This window comes from Pseudofrankia sp. EUN1h (assembly GCF_001854645.1).
GTDB classification, from domain to species: Bacteria; Actinomycetota; Actinomycetes; order Frankiales; family Frankiaceae; genus Pseudofrankia; species Pseudofrankia saprophytica.
Genome location: NZ_MBLN01000014.1, coordinates 277,297 through 296,100 on the forward strand (window position 1 = coordinate 277,297; position 18,804 = coordinate 296,100).

Consider the following 18,804-nt stretch of genomic DNA (forward strand, 5'->3'; position numbering starts at 1 on the left):
CGAAAGCCGAAACCGCCGGCCAGGCGGGTGCCTGGCCGGCGGTCGGAAGTGCCGTGCGGGGTAGCCGAGCTACTCGGCCGAGCGGCGCTGCCGCGGCGAGGCCTTGGCCGCCTTCACCTGCTCCGGGACCACCGGCTCGGCGGACGAGGCCGACTCGGGCGACGTGCCCGGCTCGCCGGCGAGTGCCGGCTGCCGACGAGCGACCGCCTCGACGACCTTGCGGGCCAGGTCCTGCGGCGCGAGGCCGACCTCCGCGAGCACCTCGTCGCGCTTGCCCTGGTCGAGGAAGCGCTGGGCGATGCCGAAGTCGCGCAGCGGGATGTCGACGTCGGCGTCCCGCAGGGCCTGCGCGATGGCCGAGCCGACACCGCCGACCCGGCCGTTGTCCTCGACGGTGACGACCAGGTCGTGCTCGCGGGCGAGCTCGACGATCTCGGCCGGCACCGGCTTGACCCAGCGCGGGTCGACGACGGTGATCCCGATGCCCTGGCTGGCCACCCGGCGGGCGACCTCCATGCAGGTCGTGGCCATCGCGCCGACGGAGACCAGCAGCACCTCTCGGTGCCGCGCCACCGCCGGCTCGCGGAACAGGACGTCCACGGTGCCGGCGGTGTCGATCGCCGGCACCTCGGCCGAGAGGTTGCCCTTCGGGAAGCGGATGACGTTCGGCTTCTCGGTCTCGGCGACCGCCTCGCGCAGCAGGGCGCGCAGCGTCGGCTCGTCGCGCGGCGCGGCGATCTCCAGGTCCGGCACGATCTGCATGAGCGACATGTCCCACATGCCGTTGTGCGACGGGCCGTCCTCGCCGGTCACGCCCGCGCGGTCGAGCACGAACGTCACGGCCTGGCGGTGCAGCGCGACGTCCATGAGGACCTGGTCGAACGCGCGGTTGAGGAAGGTCGCGTAGATGCAGACGACCGGCTTGAGGCCGCCCATCGCGAGGCCCGCCGCCGAGGTGGTGGCGTGCTGCTCGGCGATGCCGACGTCGAAGACCCGGTCGGGGAACGCCTTGGAGAACGCGTGCAGGCCGACGGGCTGCAGCATCGCGGCGGTCAGGGTGACCACATCCGGCCGCTCCGCGCCGATCTGGACGATCTCGTCGGAGAAGACGCCCGTCCAGGACCGGCCCTTCTTCGCGCCGGTCGGCTTGCCGGTCTTCGGGTCGATGATGCCGACGGCGTGGAACTGGTCGGCCTCGTCCTGCTCGGCGGCCGGGTAGCCGAAGCCCTTGCGGGTGACGGCGTGCACGATCACCGGGCGGTTGTAGTCCTTGGCGCGGCGCAGCGCCTGCTCCATGGCGGCGTGGTCGTGGCCGTCGACCGGGCCGACGTACTTCAGGCCGAGGTCCTCGAACATGCCCTGCGGCTGGACGACGTCCTTGATGCCCCGCTTGATGCCGTGCAGCGCGTCGAACAGCGGGGCGCCGACCAGCGGGGTGCGGCCGAGGACCTGCTTGACGACGTCGAGCACCTGCTCGTACTCGGGCGCCAGGCGCAGCGCGGCCAGGTGGTCGGCGAGGCCGCCGATGGTCGGCGCGTAGGAGCGGCCGTTGTCGTTGACGACGATGACGACCTTGCGGTCGCCAGCGGCGATGTTGTTGATCGCCTCCCAGCACATGCCGCCCGTGAGCGCGCCGTCGCCGACGACGGCGACGACGTGGCGGTCCTCGCCACGCAGCGCATAGGCCCGCGACAGACCGTCGGCGTAGGAGAGTGCGGTGGAGGCGTGCGAGTTCTCGATGATGTCGTGGTCGGACTCGGCCTGGCTGGGGTAGCCGGACATCCCGCCACGCTGGCGCAGGTTCACGAAACCGTCGGCGCGGCCAGTGAGCAGCTTGTGCACATAGGCCTGATGACCGGTGTCCCAGAGGACCCGGTCAAAGGGCGAGTCGAATACCCGATGAATTGCCACCGTGAGTTCGACTGCGCCCAGGTTCGGACCGAGGTGGCCACCAGTGCGCGCGACCGCGTGGATCAGGAAATCACGGATCTCCGCGGCCAGGACGGGCAGCTCCTCGGGGTTGAGGCGTTTGACGTCCTGTGGGCTGTTGATCGTCGGCAGCAGCGGCACGGCGTGCACTCCCTCCCCCGACTGGGGATCGGTCCCGGGGTCCGGGAAAGCCTAGCCTGGCCGGATGCCGGCCAAGGGACCGGCACCCGACATGTGAGATCACCATGACCGCGAGTGAATTCGCGCGCTTTGGCGCTAGAATGCACTCCCCAGCGTGGCGACACTCTGTTGTAACAACAACGCGTCCCGGCACCAGTACTCTCATGAACCTACCGCCGTTCGGTCACCACGCCATGTCGGTCATCCGACCACCCGACGCGGCGGTCTCCGCCTGCCCCAGACCTCCCAGCAGACCTCCCAGATCACGACCTCCCAGATCGGCTTCGCCGATCCGGCAGGGACCCCGTCCGGCGATCCGGCAGGAACCCCGGCTTCGCGATCCGGCAGGGACCCGGCCAGGCGCCGGGACGCCCTCACCCGAGGCCGGGCGCGCCGCTCCCGATCAACGGTCCGCGGGTTTCCGATCGGGTGCCGGGACCAGGCGGGCGACGCACTCGACATGCGCGGTCATCGGGAACAGGTCGAAGGCACGGATTCCGTCGACCTGGTAGCCGGCCGACGCCGCGACGGCGAGGTCACGCCCGAGCGCGACCGGGTCGCACGCCACGTAGGCGACCGCCCTGGGCCGCAGCGCGAGCAGCGCCGTCAGCACGTCCGTACCGGCGCCGGTACGCGGCGGGTCCAGCACCGCCACGTCGACGCCGCCCCCACCCGGGCCGCCGGTGGGCCGGGCGCCGCCGACGCAGTGGCGCACGGTCGCCGCCGTCACCCGCACCGGCCGGACCGAGACCCACGGCAGGTCGGCGAGGCTGCGGGCCGCCGACGTGATCGCCGCCGCGTCGGACTCCAGCGCGATCACCTCACCGGCCGGGCCGACCGCCTCGGCGAGGAACGCGGCGAACAGGCCGGCGCCCGCGTACAGGTCGAGCGCCCGCTCCCCCGGCCGCGGCTCCAGCGCGGCCAGCACCGCGCCGACGAGGGTGCGCGCCGCCGCCGGGTGGACCTGCCAGAAGGCGGACGCGTCCACCCGGAACTCCCGGCCCAACACCCGCTCGACCAGCCCGCCGCCGTGAGCCGCTCGGCTGACGTCGCGGGCCGTGCCACCAGCGGGGCGAACAGCCACCCGCCCGGAACTCACGCTCGCCGCGACCTCGACCGCCTCCGCCCCCGGAAAGCGCCGCCCGGCGACGGCCTCCATGACCAGCGGATGCGCGATCCGGCAGTCGGGCGTGGCCACGACCTGGTGCGACCGGTGCATCCGCAGCCCCACCTCGCCGTCCGCCGTCACGGCGAAACGCATCCGGGAGCGCCAGCCGAGCCCAACGCCTGCCGGCAGCGCCGCCGTGGGGTCTCCCTCGCCTTCCAGGGCCGGCAGCGGCTCGACCGTGACGGCGAGTCCGGGCACGCCCTTCTCGACGTCCCGCTCGCCGCCGTGGGCGTCGCCGTGGGCCACGTGCGCGGCCAGGCCCGCGTGGCGGCGCAACGCCTCGACGATCACCTCGGCCTTCAGCCGCCGCTGGGCGGCCAGGGACGCGTGCTGCCAGTCGCAGCCGCCGCAGCCTCCCAGACCGAGGCGAGTGTCGCCACGTTCGCCCCGTGCTCCTCCCGACGCCTCCGGCCGCGGTGCTCCTTCCAGAGCCGCCGGCCTGAAGGGCCCAGCATGCGGGCAGGGCGCCTCCACCCGGTCGGGCGAGGGTTCGAGGATCTCGACGGCGTCGGCGCGCCAGTACCGGTCGTGGGAGCGGTCGGTGACGCGGGCGCGCACCCGCTCACCGGGCAGCGCGTGCCGGACGAACACCACCCGGCCGCCCGCCCGCGCCACGCACGACCCGCCGTGGGCGACCGGGCCCACGTCCAGGTCGACCAGCTCGCCGCCCTCGTGGTTCTCGTCAGTCGCGTCGCCCTCGTAGTCCTCGTCGGCCCACCGCGCACCCACGCGGTGGCCGCCGCCAGCACCGGCCGGGCCGGGCATGGCCGCTCCCTGGTCGGCCGGCCCGGGGCTCTCGGCCGGCCCAGGGCTCAGGGACGCGCGAGAACGTTCCTCCTCGCGCCGCCGACGGCCTCCCGTCTTCGGAGGCACTAGCCCTCCGGCCCGTCGCCGCGGCCGGGCAGCGCGGTCGAGCCGGTCGACGGTGACTCCGCGGCGACGGCGGCGGTCGCGACGGCGACCGGGCCGCGCGGGCCGCGCGGGCCGGCCTGGCCGCGCCGGACGGCGCCCGCGGCCTCCCCCTCCATGCGGCGCTGCGCGTGCGACGAYGACTCCAGCTGCCAGGGCACGCTCGTCACCATCACCCCTGGCTGGAACAGCAGCCTCGCCTTGAGCCGCAGCGCGCTCTGGTTGTGCAGCAGGTGCTCCCACCAGTGGCCGACGACGTACTCCGGGACGAACACCGCGACGACGTCGCGGGGGCTGTCCTTGCGGATGTCCGCGACGTACTTGAGCACCGGCCCGGTGATCTCCCGGTAGGGCGAGGCGAGCGTCACCAGGTCGATGGTGATGCCGCGCTCGTGCCACTCCTGGGTCAACCGCTCGGCGTCGGCCGGGTCGACGGCGGCGGTCACCGCGACGAGGCTGTGCGGCCTGGTCGCCTTGGCATAGGCGAGCGCCCGCAGCGTCGGCGCGTGGATCTTGCTGACCAGCACGACGCCGTGGACCCGGGACGGCAGCGTCGGCGGGCCGGGCGGCGGGGTCAGCTCGGTGGCGATCCGGTCGTAGTGCTTGCGCACCGCCCGCATCGCCGCGAAGATCACCGGCATCGCGATGACGACGATGTACGCGCCGTGGGTGAACTTCGTCGCCAGCACGAGCACGAGCACGAGGCCGGTCATGCAGGCCCCGAAGAAGTTGATCGTCTGGGAGCGGCGGACCTTGCGCCGCCCGCCCGGCGTCGTCGCGAGCACCGAGCCGCCGCGCAGCACCCGCTGCCAGTGGCGCACCATGCCGGTCTGGCTCAGGGTGAACGAGACGAACACGCCGACGATGTAGAGCTGGATCAGCCGGGTGGTCTCGGCCTTGAACACGATCACCAGCAGGGTGGCGAAGCCGGCGAGCAGCAGGATCCCGTTGGAGTAGGCGAGCCGATCGCCGCGGGTGTGCAGCTGGCGCGGCAGGTAGCCGTCGCGGGCGAGGATCGAGCCGAGCACCGGGAAGCCGTTGAACGCGGTGTTCGCGGCCAGGATCAGGATCAGCGCCGTCACCGCGGCGATGTAGACGAACCCGATCGAGCCGCTGCCGAACACGGCCGCCGCGACCTGGGCGATCACCGTCGGCTGGTCGCCGTGCGAACCGATGAGGTTCTTCGCGTCCTCGGCGACGTGCACCTTGCTGGCCATCGCGAGCACGGTGACGCCGATGAACATCAGCGCGGCGATCAGGCCCATCGCCAGCAGCGTCGACGCCGCGTTCTTGCTCTTGGGCGGGCGGAACGCCGGCACACCGTTGCTGATCGCCTCGACGCCGGTCAGCGCCGTGCAGCCCGACGAGAACGCCCGCAGCGCGAGGAACGCCAGCGCCAGCCCGGAGTAGTGGCTGGTCGCGGCCACCTGGTAGTCGGCACTCTCCGCCCGCGGCGTGTGCCCGAAGGCCATCTTCACGAACCCGATGGCGATCATGACGAAGATGCCGAGGATGAAGCCGTAGGTAGGGATCGCGAACGCGGTGCCCGACTCGCGCACGCCGCGCAGGTTCATCATCGTCAGCACGACGATGAGCACCACCGCGATCAGCACCCTGTGCTGCGCGAGGCTGGTGACCGCGCTCGTCAGGTTCGCCACGCCGGCGGAGACCGACACGGCGACGGTCAGCACGTAGTCGACCAGCAGGGCGCTGGCGACCGTGAGCCCCGCCGGCCCGCCGATGTTCTCCGTCGCCACCTCGTAGTCGCCGCCGCCGCTGGGATAGGCGTGCACGGTCTGCCGGTAGGACGCGACGACCGTCAGCATGAGCGCGACGACGACGAGCGCGATCCAGGGCGTGAAGTGGTAGAACGCCAGGCCGCCGAGCGAGAGGACCAGCAGGATCTCCTCGGTCGCGTACGACACCGAGGACAGCGCGTCACTGGCGAACACGGGCAGAGCTACCCGCTTCGGCAGCAACGTCTCACCGAGCCGGTCACTTCCGAGGGGGCGGCCGACCCAGATGCGCTTCAGCCGGTCCGTGAGCGCCACGCGCAGGATGCTACCGAGCAACCTCGCCGATCTGTCCGGCGTGGCGGATATCGCCATCGCATCCCGAGAGTGCCGGGCCGGCCCCGCACCGACGAGGGCTCCTGACATGGAGCGCCCGATGATCGTCCGGCGCCGGAAAACCCCAGTGTGACGAGACAATTTCGCCCACCGCGCCCCCTCGCGCCCGTCCGCCGCGGTCTGCCCGCGGGCCCCCGACGTGTGACCCGCGGCATAGCCCCGAAGCGCACCGGCCGTCGGCTGGCCGCGCGATCGGCGCACGTCACCCGTCCGACGGCCCCGGTCCGTCGACCCAGGGCATCGGGCCCGGCTACGCTCTCGCCCCATGCACGTCGTGATCCTCGGCTGCGGCCGGGTCGGCTCGGCGCTCGCCATCGAGCTCGAACGTTTCGGGCACAGCGTCGCCGTCATCGACCAGGACCCCCGGGCCTTCCACCGGCTGCCGCCGTCGTTCACCGGCAGCAAGGTCACCGGCGTCGGGTTCGACCGGGACACCATGATCGAGGCCGGCATCGAGAAGGCCGACGCGTTCGCCTCGGTGTCCAGCGGCGACAACTCGAACATCATCTCCGCCCGGGTGGCCCGGGAGAACTTCGGCGTCCAGCGGGTCGTCGCCCGGATCTACGACCCGCGCCGCGCCGAGGTCTACGAGCGGCTCGGCATCCCGACCGTGGCCACCGTGCGCTGGACGCGTGACCAGATGCTCGCCCGGCTGCTGCCCGAGGCCGTCACCCCGGAATGGACCCACCCGTCCGGCGCCGCCCTGATGACCCAGATGACCCCCGCGAAGGGCTGGGCCGGCCGGCCCGTCAAGGAGATCGAGCTGGCGGCCGGCATCCGCGTCGCCTGCGTGACCAGATACGGCGAAGGCCTCATCCCGGACGGGCGCACGATGGTGCAGGACGGCGACATCCTGCACGCCGCCGTGGCCCGCAAGCGCGTCGCCGAGGCCGAGTCGGTCGTGCGCGCCAACCCGCCCAAGGGGGCCTGAGGGTCATGACGCGTCAGGTGGTGACGATCGCCGGTGCCGGCAAGGTCGGCCGGTCGATCGCGAGCGAGCTCCTCGACAACGGCACCGAGGTACTGCTCATCGAGCGGGACGGCGCCAAGATCCGCCCGGAGGCACTCCCGAAGGCGCGCTGGCTGCAGGCGGACGCCTGCGAGCTGGCGTCGCTGGAGTCGGCCGGGCTGGAGAACTGCGGGGTCATGGTCGCCGCGACCGGCGATGACAAGGCCAACCTGGTCGTCTCGCTGCTGGCCAAGACCGAGTTCGGCGTGCCCCGGGTGGTGGCCCGGGTGAACCACCCGAAGAACGAGTGGCTGTTCACGGACAGCTGGGGCGTCGACGTGGCCGTGTCGGCCCCGCGGATGCTGACGGCGCTCGTCGAGGAGGCGGTCAGCGTCGGCGACCTGGTCCGGCTGATGAAGTTCCGCCAGTCCGACGCGTCGCTGGTCGAGCTCACCCTGCCGGCGGACTCGCCGGTCGCCGGCCAGACCGTCGGCGAGATCTCGCTGCCGCGCGACTGCGCGCTGGTCGTCATCCTGCGCGGCGGCCAGGCCGTCGTGCCGTCCCCGGACAGCACGCTGGAGCCCGGTGACGAGGTGCTGGCCGTCGCCGTCACCACCGACGCGGAAGCCGAGCTCGCCGCCCTCCTCGGCGCGGCGCCGCCCTCCACCTCGTGACCCCGCGGGCCGTCCCGTGATCCCGCGGCCGATGCCGACGTCGGCGTCGGCCGTCTAGTCGTCGAGCGGCTTGCGAACAGCGGCCTCGGCGGGGACCGGCTCGGTGGGGCGCTGCTCCGGCGGCGGCTCGAAGCGCGCCGCCGGGGCCATCCTGCGCACGATCGCCAGCGTCGCGAGCACGGCCAAGCCGAACAGCGGCAGCCCGAGCGCGAGGTTCGCGGCCGCGAGCCAGCCATCCCGGTCGGCGAGGTAGAGCACTCCCTGCACCGCGAACCGCAGGAAGTACACGATGATCCAGACGCCGGTGGCCCAGTTCGCCGCCCGCAGGGTGTCGCGGTGGTTGCGCCAGTCGGAATACCGCTGGTCCAGGCCGGCCATCACGTAGCCGGCAAGCGGCCGGCGGACGGCGAGCGAGGCGACGCCGACGACGACGGCCCCCGCGTTACGCAGGATGGAGACGAGGAAGTAGTCCTTGCCGCGGCCTGTCCTGGACGCGACGTAGCCGGCCACGCCGACGGCGAGYAGCCCGGAGAACGCCTGCTGCTTCGGCTCGCCGCGAACCATCCGCAGGATGAAGATCGCGACGCCGACGACGACGGCACCGATGATGCCCGAGGTCAGCCCGGCGGCGCTGTTGAGGGCGACGAACGCGATCGTCGGCAGCGAGCTGTCGACGATCCCGCGAGGGCCGCYGATCGCCTCGCTGAACGAGACCTTGAACTCGGCGCTCGCCGGGCCCCGGCCACCGGCAGCGTCCCGGCCGTCCGGACTCGGGCGGCCGCCCTCCCGGTGAGCGGCCACGTCGAGCGGCGTTTCCTCGCCGGACGGTGTGGCGTCGGGCGCGTTGTTCCCCCGAGGGGACAGTCCTGGCATCGGGTAGGTCGGCCCACTCTCCTGGGACGGTCGGCTCCCGCAAGAGTAACCGTCCCGGCGTGGGTCCCCGCCGACGGCGAGGCCGTCACCAGGTGTGGCGGTGGCGGCTCGGCGCCGGCTTCGCTGGCTCAGTGGCTGGCGACCGGGAGCAGCTCGTAGCGGGGATTGAAGATCGTCGCCCGCCGGTCGTCCCGGCTGATCCGGCCGGTCGCCTTCAACGACCGGCCGGCGTCCAGGCCGGGAATCTGTCTGCGCCCCAGGAACACCAGCGTCACGCAGCCGCTGCCGTCGTACACCTCGACCTCGAGGCTCGGTGCGCCTGACCGCGTACGCACGGTGACCGACCGGACGGTACCGGCGACGCAGGCTGCCTCATGGTCCTGGCAGCCGCCGATCGGGACCGCGCCCTCGGCGCGGGCCGCCCGCTGCAGGTCTTCCGCCTCGAGCTCGTCGTCGTCGGCCGTCAGCCGGTGCACCACCTTGCCCCACCAGCCGCCTCGCTCAGCCACGACTCCTCCGATCTGACCCGCCGATACCAGGCAACGTTTCTCGCCGAGTCAGTGGACATCGGTTTGAAACACCGTTGAAAGGCAGTGTGCCCCGGCAAAGGGGGTCGGGCCGTGGGTTTTGTGACCTCGGTCTCCGTCCTGTCCGCGCCGGCCTCTCGGTCGGGTCTCGCGCGATGCCTCGTCGCGGTCCTAGTCGGTCGACGCGGTGGCCGTCTTGTTCTCCATGCCCGGCGGCAGCCCTCCGGTCACCCGCGCCCAGCCGGCGGCGACGGCCCGCTCGGCCGCGAGCCTGCCGAGCGCGACCGCGACCGCGGACAGCAGCGCGAAGAACATCGCCTCCCGCCACGTCGTGTCCGGGTGTGCCAGGTTCTTGGGCGGCTCGCCGCCGCGCACCTTCCGGTAGACGGCGTTGACGCTCTTGGTCGCCGCCGTTCCGCCCGCCACGGTGGCCGCTCCCCCGACGATCTTCCAGCCGACCTTGGATACCGGTCCCGCCACCGCGCACCTCTCCATGTCCTCGACGTCCATGTCCTCGACCGACGTCCATGTCCTCGACGCTCGGGTGTTCGGCGCCGGTCGTTCGCGCCCGGCCGACGCCCAGGCGACGTCTGCGCGTCCGGCCGTCGGCGCGGCGCCATCCGCGCGCGCCACCGTTGCTCTACCTACCCATCCAGTGACAGCGCGCGCAGCCAGTATCGTGCCTGGCCGGCGGGTTCCGCCGGCCGCGTCCACCGGCGGTCGGCGCGCGCGTGCGTCGCCCCCGCCCGCCGACCAGAAGGAGAACCGCCATGACCGCCCTCGATCCCACGCCCGCCGACACCGTGACCAGCGGCGTCGTGGAGGTGCTGGCGCGCCGGCTTGATCCGGGGGTACCGCTGCCCCGGTACGCCCAGCCGCTGGACGCCGGCGCGGATCTCGTCACGGCCGAGGACGTCACGCTCGCGCCGGGCGAGCGCGCGATCGTCGGAACGGGGCTCGCCATCGCGCTGCCCGCCGGATATGTGGCTTTTGTGCACCCCCGGAGCGGACTGGCTGCGCGCCACGGGCTCTCCGTGGTCAACGCACCCGGTACCGTCGATGCCGGCTACCGTGGGGAGATCAAAGTAATCCTCATCAACACGGACAGGACCGAGCCGATCAGGTTGTCCCGCGGCGACCGAATCGCCCAGCTCGTCGTACAGCGCGTGGATCACGCGGTCTTCCGCGAGGTCGACGAGCTGCCGGCCTCCGGGCGCGGCGACGGTGGCTTCGGCTCGACGGGCATCGCCGGGGGCAACCCCGGTAGCTGACCGGGGTTGGCGACACGGGGTTCGTCGACCGGCCCGGGGACCGTCCAGGTACGGGACCCATCCAGGGTCATCGCTCGTTGACTCGAGTGGACCGGCTTGGTGAGCAGGCAGGAGAGGGAAGGCCATGGCATTCGGGCGCCGCCGCAGGCAGGAGGCCGACGAGGCCGAGTTCGTCGACGAGGGGCTGGAGCCCGGGGAGCACGCCGACGCGGTCGACAACCCACGGGGCCCGTACGACCTCGCCGACGCCCCTCGTGACGACGTCCACCACCTCGATGTCGGGGCCCTACGGGTGCCCGCGCTGGAGGGCGTGCAGATCCAGTTCCAGGTCGAGGAGGCGTCCGGCCGGCCGATGAGCGTGGTCGTCGCCGACGGCCACAGCGCCATGGAGTTGGCCGTCTTCGCCGCGCCGAAGACCCGGGGCCTGTGGGATGACGTCCGGGACGAGATCATCGAGCAGCTGGAGGCGAACGGCGGCTCGCCGCGCACCGTCGAGGGCCGCTATGGCCGCGAGCTGGAGCTCGCGCTGCCGACACCGGTGCCCGGGCAGCTGGTCCCCGGCCGGATGATCGGGATCGACGGCCCGCGCTGGTTCGTGCGCGCCGTGATGACCGGCCCGGGCGCGCTCGACCCGTCCGAGGCGCCGCTGTTGGAGGAGACGCTGCGCCGCCTGGTGGTCGTGCGCGGCGACGACGCGATGCCGGTTCGCGACCCCCTGCCGCTGAAGCTGCCCAAGGAGGTCGCCGACCACGTCGGGGGCCTGGACGAGAACGGCGCGGGCACCGGCACCGACGCGACCTCCGGCCGCCCGCAGATGCCCGCCCCCGGCGCCCGCATCGCCGAGCTCCGCTGACCTCTGCCGCCGAAGCGGAAAGCGTCGCGTGTCATTTTCAGGGGCGTCCGGAAACGGGTGACCGGCAAGATGGCTGGGGACGCCGGCCGTGGCGGTCCACTGTCACAGTCGTGYCGGGCGCGCGGAACGCGCGGCCACGGGCGCTCATGTCCTCGGAGGCAGAGTTGGCCATCTACGCGCTTGGAGACCTGGTTCCCGACATCGATCCGTCGGCGTACGTCCATCCGGACGCGACCGTGATCGGATCGGTGACGATCGGCCCAGAGTCGTCGATCTGGCCGCGGGCCGTGCTGCGCGGGGACACCGGAAAGATCATTATTGGGGCCCGCACGTCGATCCAGGACGGCACGGTCGTGCACACCACCGCCCTGCACAGCACGGTCGTCGGCGACGACTGCGTGGTGGGCCACGTCGCCCACCTGGAGGGCTGCACCGTCGAGAACGGGGCACTCATCGGCTCGGGCTCGATCGTGCTGCACAACGCCCGGGTGGGCACCGGCGCGATCGTCGGTGCCAACGCGGTCGTCAGCAACAACGGCGTCGTCCCGCCGGGCGCGATGGCCCTCGGCGTCCCCGCCAAGATCCGCGAAGGCGCCGCCAACCCCGACGGCATCGCCATCGCCGCCGAGCACTACGTCGAGAACGGCAAGCGCTTCCGCGAGGAGCTACGCCGCCTCGACTGAGGCTCGGCACCTCGGTGGTCCGAGAGGTCCGGATGGTCCGAGAGGTCCGGGTGGCCGCGACGCGCCCGGGAGCCGGCTGGATCAGCTGCCGCGCAGGTGGCGAAGCTTGACCGGGTTGGCGACCAGGTCGATCGCAAGGACGCGGCCGCCCTCGGTGGTCAGGGCGACCACGTCGGTCAGCTCGTCGCCGAGGTAGCCCAGGAAGCCGGGACCGCCGTTGACCTCGGCCGGCACGATGGTCCGCGGGCCGGCCGGGTCCTGCCCCGCCTTCGCGAGGATGCCGAGCAGGAAGCGCGCGACCTTCTCGGCGCCGACGATCGGCCGGCGTGCCGCCTGGGCCACCCCGCCGCCGTCGGACCGCAGCACGACGTCCGGGTCGAGCAGCTCGAGCAGCGCGGTCAGGTCGCCGCCGTCCGCCGCCCGTTGGAAGGCCTCCGCGACTCGCCAGCCGCGGGCGGGATCCGGGTCGAACCGGGCACCGCGGGCACGGACGTGGCGGCGGGCGCGGCTGGCGAGCTGCCGGGACGCCGCGGAAGTACGGCCGGTTATCTCGCCGATCTCGGCGAAGCCGTAGCCGAAGACGTCGTGCAGCACGAGCGCGGTCCGCTCGGCCGGGGTGAGGGTCTCCATCACGACGAGCATCGCCATGCTGACCGACTCGGCGAGCGTCACCCGGTCCGCCGCCGGGTCGGGCAACGACGCGGCGGCCGCCCGCTGGGTCGTCATCGCCCCCGCCGTCCCCGCTGTGTAGACCGCGACCGCGTCGAGGCCKCCGACCTCGGCCAGCGGCTCGGGCAGCCACGGGCCCACATAGGCCTCCCTGCGGACGCGTGCCGAGCGCAGCTCGTCGAGGCAGAGCCGGCCGACGACGACGGTCAGCCAGGCCCGCAGGTCGTCGGGCTCGACGTCGGCGCGGTCGAGGCGCAGCCATGCCTCCTGGACGACGTCCTCGGCCTCGGCGAACGAGCCGAGGATCCGGTAGGCCAGGCCGCGCAGGTACCCGCGTTCGGCCTCGAACGCGGCCGCGAGCCCAGCGGCCCGTCCCTCGGCCGTTTCATCAGGGAAGATCTTCATCGTCTCTCCGCAACTCAGCTCTTCTGCGTCGAGAGGAGGACGAGACACCGGCCCGGGATGTGACGGGGGCGCCGAGCGCCCCCGTCACTGGCCGGAGGGCCCTGGCGGTCGGTCAGACCGCCGCGGGCCTGGGAACCAGCTCGACGGCCACGGTGATCTCGCCGGTGGCCTCGACGAAGGCGAGGTCGGCGATGCTGCCGGCGTTGCGAAGGTCGGAGCCGACCGGGCCGAGCAGGGCGAGGACGTCCGGCTCGGCGCCGACCCGGGCCGAGGCGACCTCGGCCTTCATCGACACCTTGGCCTCGGACTTGGCGCGCCGCACCGCGGAGAGCACCACGCCGACCACCTCGAGCTGGCGCGCCGGCGCCGCCTCGGCGAGCTTGCGCAGCTGCGGCGCCTCCGGCCAGCGCGCCCGGTGCACCGAGCCGGCCTGCCACCAGGACCAGACCTCCTCGGTGACGAACGGCAGGAACGGCGCGAACAGCCGCAGCAGCGTCGAGAGCGCCACCGCGAGCGTCGCCCGCGCCGAGGCAGCGCCCGCCTCACCGGCGCCGCCATAGGCGCGGCCCTTCACCAGCTCGACATAGTCGTCGCAGAACGTCCAGAAGAACGACTCGGTGATCTCGAGCGCGCGGGCGTAGTCGTAGCCGTCGAAGGCGGCGGTCGCCTGGTCGACGACGTCGGCGAGGCTCGCGAGCAGCGCCCGGTCCAGCGGCTCGGTCACCGCGGCCAGCGTCGCCTCGTCGGCGGCGTCCCCGGTCGCGATGCCAGCCGGCAGCGCGGCGCCGCCCTCACCGTCGACGATGCCCAGCGCGAACCGGCTCGCGTTGAGAATCTTGATCGCGAGCCGGCGGCCGATCTTCATCTGGCCGACGTCGAACGCCGTGTCCGTCCCCGGCCGGCCGGAGGCCGCCCAGTAGCGGACGCCGTCCGAGCCGTGCTCCTCGAGCAGCCCCATCGGGGTGACCACGTTGCCCTTGGACTTGGACATCTTCTTGCGGTCGGGGTCCAGGATCCAGCCGGAGATCGCCGCGTCCGACCAGGGCAGCACGCCGTGCTCCTCGTGGCTGCGCACCACGGTCGAGAACAGCCAGGTCCGGATGATCTCGTGAGCCTGCGGGCGCAGGTCCATCGGGAACACCCGCGCGAACAGGTCCGCGTCGTAGCCCCAGCCGCCGGCGATCTGCGGCGTCAGCGACGAGGTCGCCCAGGTGTCCATGACGTCGGGGTCGCCGGTGAAACCGCCGGGCACGTCGCGCTGGGCGGCGGTGTAGCCGGGCGGGACGTCCGTCGACGGGTCGAGGGGCAGGCTGTCCTCGGCGGCCAGGATCGGTGCCTCGTAACGCGGCTCGCCATCCTCGTCGAGCTCGTACCAGACCGGGAACGGCACGCCGAAGAAGCGCTGCCGGGAGACCAGCCAGTCGCCGTTGAGGCCATCGACCCAGTTCTCGTAGCGGACCCGCATGTGCGGCGGGTGCCAGCGCAGCTGGGCGCCGCGCTCGCGCAGCGCGGCCCGCAGCTCCTCGTCGCGGCCGCCGTTGCGGATGTACCACTGCCGGGTGGAGACGATCTCCAGCGGGCGGTCACCCTTCTCGTAGAACTTCACCGGGTGCTCGATCGGCCTCGGCTCGCCCTGCAGCGCGCCGGCCTCCCGGAGCAGCTCGACGATCCGGGTCTTGGCGGCGTGCACGGTCTTGCTCGCGATCTCCCCGTACGCCGCCCGACCGGCGTCGCTGTCGATCGCGGCCGGCGGGTCGGCCAGCAGCCGGCCGTCGCGGCCGATGACGGCCCGGGCGGGCAGGCTCAGCTCGCGCCACCAGATCACGTCGGTGAGGTCGCCGAACGTACAGATCATCGCGATGCCGGAGCCCTTCTCCGGGTCCGCGAGCCGGTGCGCGACCACCGGCACCTCGACGCCGAACAGCGGCGTGCGCACGGTCTTGCCGAACAGCGACTGGTAGCGCTCGTCGTCCGGGTGCGCGACCAGCGCGACGCAGGCCGCCAACAGCTCGGGGCGGGTCGTCTCGATGATCACGTGGCCGTCGCCGCTCGCCTTCGGGAAGGCGAGCGTGTGGTAGGCGCCGGGGCGGGGCCGGTCCTCCAGCTCGGCCTGGGCCACGGCGGTGCGGAACGTGACGTCCCACAGCGTCGGCGCCTCGGCCAGGTAGGCGTTGCCGCGCGCGTAGTTGCGCAGGAACGCCCGCTGGGCGACGGCGCGCGAGCGGGTGTCGATCGTCGCGTAGGTCTGCGTCCAGTCGACGGACAGGCCGAGGCGACGCCAGAGCTCCTCGAAGCCCTTCTCGTCCTCGAGCGTCAGCTCCTCGCACAGCTCGACGAAGTTGCGCCGGCTGATCGGGATCTGCTCCTTGCCCGGCTTGGCCGGCGGGGTGAACTCCGGGTCGTACTGGACGGACGGGTCGCAGCGCACGCCGTAGAAGTTCTGCACCCGCCGCTCGGTCGGCAGGCCGTTGTCGTCGAACCCCATCGGGTAGAAGACCTCGAGGCCGCGCATCCGCTGGTAGCGGGCGATCAGGTCGGTGTGGGTGTACGAGAAGACGTGGCCGACGTGCAGCGAGCCGCTTACGGTCGGCGGCGGAGTGTCGATCGAGTAGACGCGCGCGCGCTCGACCGTGCGGTCGAACCGGTACGTCTGCTGGTCCTGCCATACCGAGGACCAGCGCTCCTCGACCCCGTCGAGACTCGGTTTCGCTGGAATCGCCCGAGCGGCCGGCTGCGTCGCCGGCTGGCGCTGCGTTGTCGGCTGGCGCTGGGCACCGTCTGTTGACACCACCCTTCCATCCTATGGGTGATCGCCAACCGGTTATTCGGCGCCGCCGCCGCACCGCGCCGCGCCGCCGCTAGTCGCGGTCGGCGCGGGGGGTCTCGGCGAGCAGGGCGGCCAGCGCGGTGAAGATCGCCGGCGGGGCCGCGAGGTAGAGGTCCTCGCCGCCGGGCGCTCCGTCCAGGCCGCCGGTGACGGCTCCGGCCTCCGCGGCGATCAGGCCGCCGGCGGCGTGGTCCCAGGGCTTCAGGCCGCGCTCGTAGTAGGCGTCGAGCGTGCCGGCGGCGACCGCGCACAGGTCCAGCGAGGCCGCGCCCATCCGGCGGATGTCCCGCACCCGCGGGATCACCCTGGTCAGTACGGCGACCTGGGCCGTGCGCCGCGCGACGGTGTAGCCGAACCCGGTGGCGACGAGCGCCATCTCGAGGCTCGTCACTCCCGAGGCGCGCAGCGGCCGGCCGTCCAGCGCGGCGCCCCCACCGCGCAGCGCCGTGTAGGTGCGCCCGAGCGCGGGCGCGTGCACGACGCCGGCGACGACCTCACCGTCCACCTCGACGCCGATGGAGACGGCCCAGTTCGGCAGGTTGTAGAGGAAGTTGACGGTCCCGTCGATCGGGTCGACGATCCAGCGCACCCCGCTGGTCCCGACCGCGTCCGAGCCTTCCTCGCCGAGGATCCCGTCCCCTGGCCGTGCCTCGTGCAGCCGCCTGGCGACCAGCTCCTCGGAGGCCCGGTCCAGCGCCGTCACGACGTCCGTCGGCGACGACTTCGTCGACTCCGCCGCCACGGTCCCCGCCCGCCCCCGCACCAGCAGGTCCCCCGCCTCCGCGGCGACGTCCAGGGCCAGGGCCAGCAGCTCCTCCGCCCCAGGCTGATCAGCCATCGCGCCGCACCCCATCCACATCCACAGCATCACGCACGGCAACCGCCTCGGCGGCGGGCACGGACATCCTCACGCGGTCATCCTGCCAACCCGACCTGAACAACCACGCGCTTGTCCGCCCCGCCGAGCTGTGAGCCCGCCCACCGCCGCCCGGCCGGTGGGCCCACCGGCAGCCAGGCCCGCGGCCTAGGATCCGATCATGCTGGTGCGTGAGGCGATCGGTCGGTTTCTCGGCGAGCAGGGGGTGCGGGTCGCCTTCGGGGTCGTCGGCAGCGGGAACTTTCATGTGACGGGCGCGCTGGTGGCGGCGGGGGCGCGGTTCGTCGCGGCGCGGCATGAGGGTGGGGCCGTGTGCATGGCGGACGGGTACGCGCGGATGTCCGGCGAGGTCGGTGTGCTGTCCGTGCACCAGGGACCCGGGTTCACGAACGCGATGACGGGGCTCGCCGAGGCGGCGAAGAGCGCGACCCCGCTGCTCGTCCTCGCGCCCGAGGCGGCCGACGAGCGGTCCAACTTCTTCGTCGACCAGGCGGCGATGGCCACGGCAGTGGGAGCCGTTCCGATCCGGGTGCGCTCGCCGCGCACCGCGCTCGCGGATGTGGCCCGGGCCTACGCGACGGCTCGCAACCTGGGCGAGACGGTCGTGCTGGGCATTCCGATCGACGTCCAGGACGAGGAGCTGTCGGACGGGCCGACGCCCGTGGTGCCGGTCGCGGCGAAGCCGCCGGTCGCGCGCACGGGCGATGCCGCCCAGCTGGCCGAGATCCTGCTCGACGCGCGGCGGCCGGTCTTCATCGCCGGCCGGGGGGCACGCTCACCGGGGGCCGCGGCCGCGATTCGCCGCCTCGCCGACGAGACCGGCGCGCTGCTGGCGACCTCCGCGGTCGCGCGCGGACTGTTCCACGACAGCCCCTGGGATCTCGACGTCTCGGGCGGCTTCGCCTCGCCGCTCGCGGCCGAGCTGATCGGTGCCGCGGACGTGCTCGTCGGGTTCGGCTGCGCCCTGAACATGTGGACCACGCGGCACGGCAAGCTGATCGATCCGGAGGCCACCGTCGTCCAGGTCGACAGCGACCCGGCGCGGCTGGGGCGCAGCCGCCCCGTCCACCTGGGGCTCTGGGGTGGTGTCCAGGAGACCGCGAACCAGGTGGCCGGAATCATCGACATTCTCCGCAAGGGCCGCTCGCCCTCACAGCCTGGCTATCGTGCCCCGGCGCTGGCCAAGCGGATCGCCGCCGAGCATCGCTGGGATCAGGTGCCGTTCGACGACCTCTCGACCGGCACGCTCATCGATCCCCGCACGCTGTCGATCGAGCTGAACCGGCTGCTGCCGGAGGAACGAGTCGTCTCGATCGACTCGGGGAACTTCATGGGCTGGCCGTCGATGTATCTGGACGTGCCGGACGAGAACGGCTTCTGCTTCACCCAGGCGTTCCAGTCGATCGGGCTGGGCCTGGCCACCGGGATCGGCGCCGCGATCGCCCAGCCGGACCGGCTGCCGGTCGTCGGCACCGGTGACGGCGGCTTCATGATGGGGATCTCCGAGCTCGACACCGCCGTCCGGCTGAAGCTGTCGCTGGTCGTGATCGTCTACAACGACTCGGCGTACGGCGCGGAGGTGCACCACTTCACCGACGGCGCCCCGCTCGACAACGTCACCTTCCCGGACACCGACATCGCGGCGATCGCCCGCGGCCACGGCTGCGCGGGCGTCACGGTCCGCTCGATCGGCGACCTCGACGCGGTCAAAGGATGGCTCGCGGACCCGAGCGTCCCACTCGTGATCGACGCCAAGATCGTCCCGATGGCCTCGTGGTGGCTACAGGAAGCCTTCGGCCACTAGAAAGACAAGGCGACCAGGTCGTCTCCCCCATCACCAACACCGCCCCGGCCCGACGGGGTGTTCGGCGCAGTCGCGCC

Annotated in this window: 15 protein-coding genes; 6 read left to right on the top strand and 9 right to left on the bottom strand. The window is 72.9% G+C overall.

Translation table 11 applies throughout. The features are described 5' to 3' along the window. Nucleotides 1-69: 69 nt before the first annotated feature. The 3 genes from dxs to BCD49_RS06105 all read right to left on the bottom strand — a co-directional run bounded on the left by dxs (nucleotide 70) and on the right by BCD49_RS06105 (nucleotide 6,237). Nucleotides 70-2,070, bottom strand: a complete 2,001-nt coding sequence (gene dxs, locus BCD49_RS06095) for a 1-deoxy-D-xylulose-5-phosphate synthase (protein ID WP_007516090.1) — start codon at nucleotides 2,068-2,070, stop codon at nucleotides 70-72. 442 nt (nucleotides 2,071-2,512) lie between these two features. Beyond that, nucleotides 2,513-4,042 carry a class I SAM-dependent RNA methyltransferase gene (locus BCD49_RS06100; RefSeq protein ID WP_007516091.1) on the bottom strand — a complete coding sequence of 510 codons (1,530 nt, stop codon included), beginning with the start codon at nucleotides 4,040-4,042 and terminating at the stop codon, nucleotides 2,513-2,515. Nucleotides 4,043-4,149: 107 nt separating this feature from the next. After that, complete coding sequence (locus tag BCD49_RS06105; RefSeq protein ID WP_027140996.1) at nucleotides 4,150-6,237, bottom strand: APC family permease; 2,088 nt, start codon at nucleotides 6,235-6,237, stop codon at nucleotides 4,150-4,152. Nucleotides 6,238-6,580: 343 nt separating this feature from the next. On the opposite strand from BCD49_RS06105, the gene BCD49_RS06110 reads away from it, so the two are divergent. Together BCD49_RS06110 and BCD49_RS06115 are read left to right on the top strand one after the other, a co-directional pair. Then, nucleotides 6,581-7,246: a potassium channel family protein gene (locus BCD49_RS06110; RefSeq protein WP_007516093.1), complete on the top strand. Its 666-nt coding sequence runs from the start codon at nucleotides 6,581-6,583 to the stop codon at nucleotides 7,244-7,246. A gap of 5 nt (nucleotides 7,247-7,251) precedes the next feature. Then, a complete protein-coding gene (locus BCD49_RS06115; RefSeq protein WP_007516094.1) occupies nucleotides 7,252-7,938 on the top strand; it encodes a potassium channel family protein in 687 nt (228 codons plus the stop codon). Nucleotides 7,939-7,992: 54 nt separating this feature from the next. Here BCD49_RS06115 and BCD49_RS06120 read toward each other — a convergent pair whose 3' ends face one another. The 3 genes from BCD49_RS06120 to BCD49_RS06130 all read right to left on the bottom strand — a co-directional run bounded on the left by BCD49_RS06120 (nucleotide 7,993) and on the right by BCD49_RS06130 (nucleotide 9,848). Further along, on the bottom strand, nucleotides 7,993-8,811 hold the full coding sequence (locus BCD49_RS06120) for a DUF3159 domain-containing protein (protein WP_071041253.1): 819 nt from the start codon (nucleotides 8,809-8,811) through the stop codon (nucleotides 7,993-7,995). A gap of 128 nt (nucleotides 8,812-8,939) precedes the next feature. Then, nucleotides 8,940-9,320: an OB-fold nucleic acid binding domain-containing protein gene (locus tag BCD49_RS06125; protein ID WP_007516096.1), complete on the bottom strand. Its 381-nt coding sequence runs from the start codon at nucleotides 9,318-9,320 to the stop codon at nucleotides 8,940-8,942. Between the two features lie 189 nt (nucleotides 9,321-9,509). Further along, complete coding sequence (locus BCD49_RS06130; protein WP_335341676.1) at nucleotides 9,510-9,848, bottom strand: DUF4235 domain-containing protein; 339 nt, start codon at nucleotides 9,846-9,848, stop codon at nucleotides 9,510-9,512. A 260-nt stretch (nucleotides 9,849-10,108) separates the two neighbouring features. Between BCD49_RS06130 and dut the strand changes: the two genes are divergently transcribed. From dut to BCD49_RS06145, 3 genes are all read left to right on the top strand, one after another. Further along, the gene (dut, locus tag BCD49_RS06135; protein WP_007516098.1) at nucleotides 10,109-10,609 is read left to right on the top strand and encodes a dUTP diphosphatase; all 501 of its coding nucleotides are present in this window, start codon (nucleotides 10,109-10,111) and stop codon (nucleotides 10,607-10,609) included. A gap of 124 nt (nucleotides 10,610-10,733) precedes the next feature. Next, nucleotides 10,734-11,462, top strand: a complete 729-nt coding sequence (locus tag BCD49_RS06140; RefSeq protein ID WP_007516099.1) for a DUF3710 domain-containing protein — start codon at nucleotides 10,734-10,736, stop codon at nucleotides 11,460-11,462. Nucleotides 11,463-11,626: 164 nt separating this feature from the next. Next, entirely contained in the window at nucleotides 11,627-12,145 is a 519-nt protein-coding gene (locus tag BCD49_RS06145) for a gamma carbonic anhydrase family protein (RefSeq protein ID WP_007516100.1), read from the top strand. A gap of 81 nt (nucleotides 12,146-12,226) precedes the next feature. Here the strand turns inward: BCD49_RS06145 and sigJ are convergent, their stop codons facing one another. From sigJ to BCD49_RS06160, 3 genes are all read right to left on the bottom strand, one after another. Next, complete coding sequence (sigJ, locus tag BCD49_RS06150) at nucleotides 12,227-13,219, bottom strand: RNA polymerase sigma factor SigJ (protein ID WP_007516101.1); 993 nt, start codon at nucleotides 13,217-13,219, stop codon at nucleotides 12,227-12,229. Nucleotides 13,220-13,331: 112 nt separating this feature from the next. Next, nucleotides 13,332-16,010: a valine--tRNA ligase gene (gene valS, locus BCD49_RS06155; protein WP_007516102.1), complete on the bottom strand. Its 2,679-nt coding sequence runs from the start codon at nucleotides 16,008-16,010 to the stop codon at nucleotides 13,332-13,334. Nucleotides 16,011-16,077: 67 nt separating this feature from the next. After that, on the bottom strand, nucleotides 16,078-16,884 hold the full coding sequence (locus BCD49_RS06160; RefSeq protein WP_027140997.1) for an inositol monophosphatase family protein: 807 nt from the start codon (nucleotides 16,882-16,884) through the stop codon (nucleotides 16,078-16,080). 199 nt (nucleotides 16,885-17,083) lie between these two features. Between BCD49_RS06160 and BCD49_RS06165 the strand changes: the two genes are divergently transcribed. Then, on the top strand, nucleotides 17,084-18,727 hold the full coding sequence (locus tag BCD49_RS06165) for a thiamine pyrophosphate-binding protein (RefSeq protein WP_007516104.1): 1,644 nt from the start codon (nucleotides 17,084-17,086) through the stop codon (nucleotides 18,725-18,727). The last annotated feature ends 77 nt before the right edge of the window (nucleotides 18,728-18,804 follow it).

Coding starts and splice junctions, on each gene's coding strand:
- BCD49_RS06100 (WP_007516091.1), bottom strand. CDS start 4,042: ATGCCCGGCCCGGCCGGTGCTGGCGGCGGCCACCGCGTGGGTGCGCGG.
- BCD49_RS06110 (WP_007516093.1), top strand. CDS start 6,581: ATGCACGTCGTGATCCTCGGCTGCGGCCGGGTCGGCTCGGCGCTCGCC.
- BCD49_RS06115 (WP_007516094.1), top strand. CDS start 7,252: ATGACGCGTCAGGTGGTGACGATCGCCGGTGCCGGCAAGGTCGGCCGG.
- BCD49_RS06140 (WP_007516099.1), top strand. CDS start 10,734: ATGGCATTCGGGCGCCGCCGCAGGCAGGAGGCCGACGAGGCCGAGTTC.
- BCD49_RS06160 (WP_027140997.1), bottom strand. CDS start 16,884: ATGGCTGATCAGCCTGGGGCGGAGGAGCTGCTGGCCCTGGCCCTGGAC.
- dut (WP_007516098.1), top strand. CDS start 10,109: ATGACCGCCCTCGATCCCACGCCCGCCGACACCGTGACCAGCGGCGTC.
- BCD49_RS06165 (WP_007516104.1), top strand. CDS start 17,084: ATGCTGGTGCGTGAGGCGATCGGTCGGTTTCTCGGCGAGCAGGGGGTG.
- BCD49_RS06130 (WP_335341676.1), bottom strand. CDS start 9,848: ATGGACGTCGAGGACATGGAGAGGTGCGCGGTGGCGGGACCGGTATCC.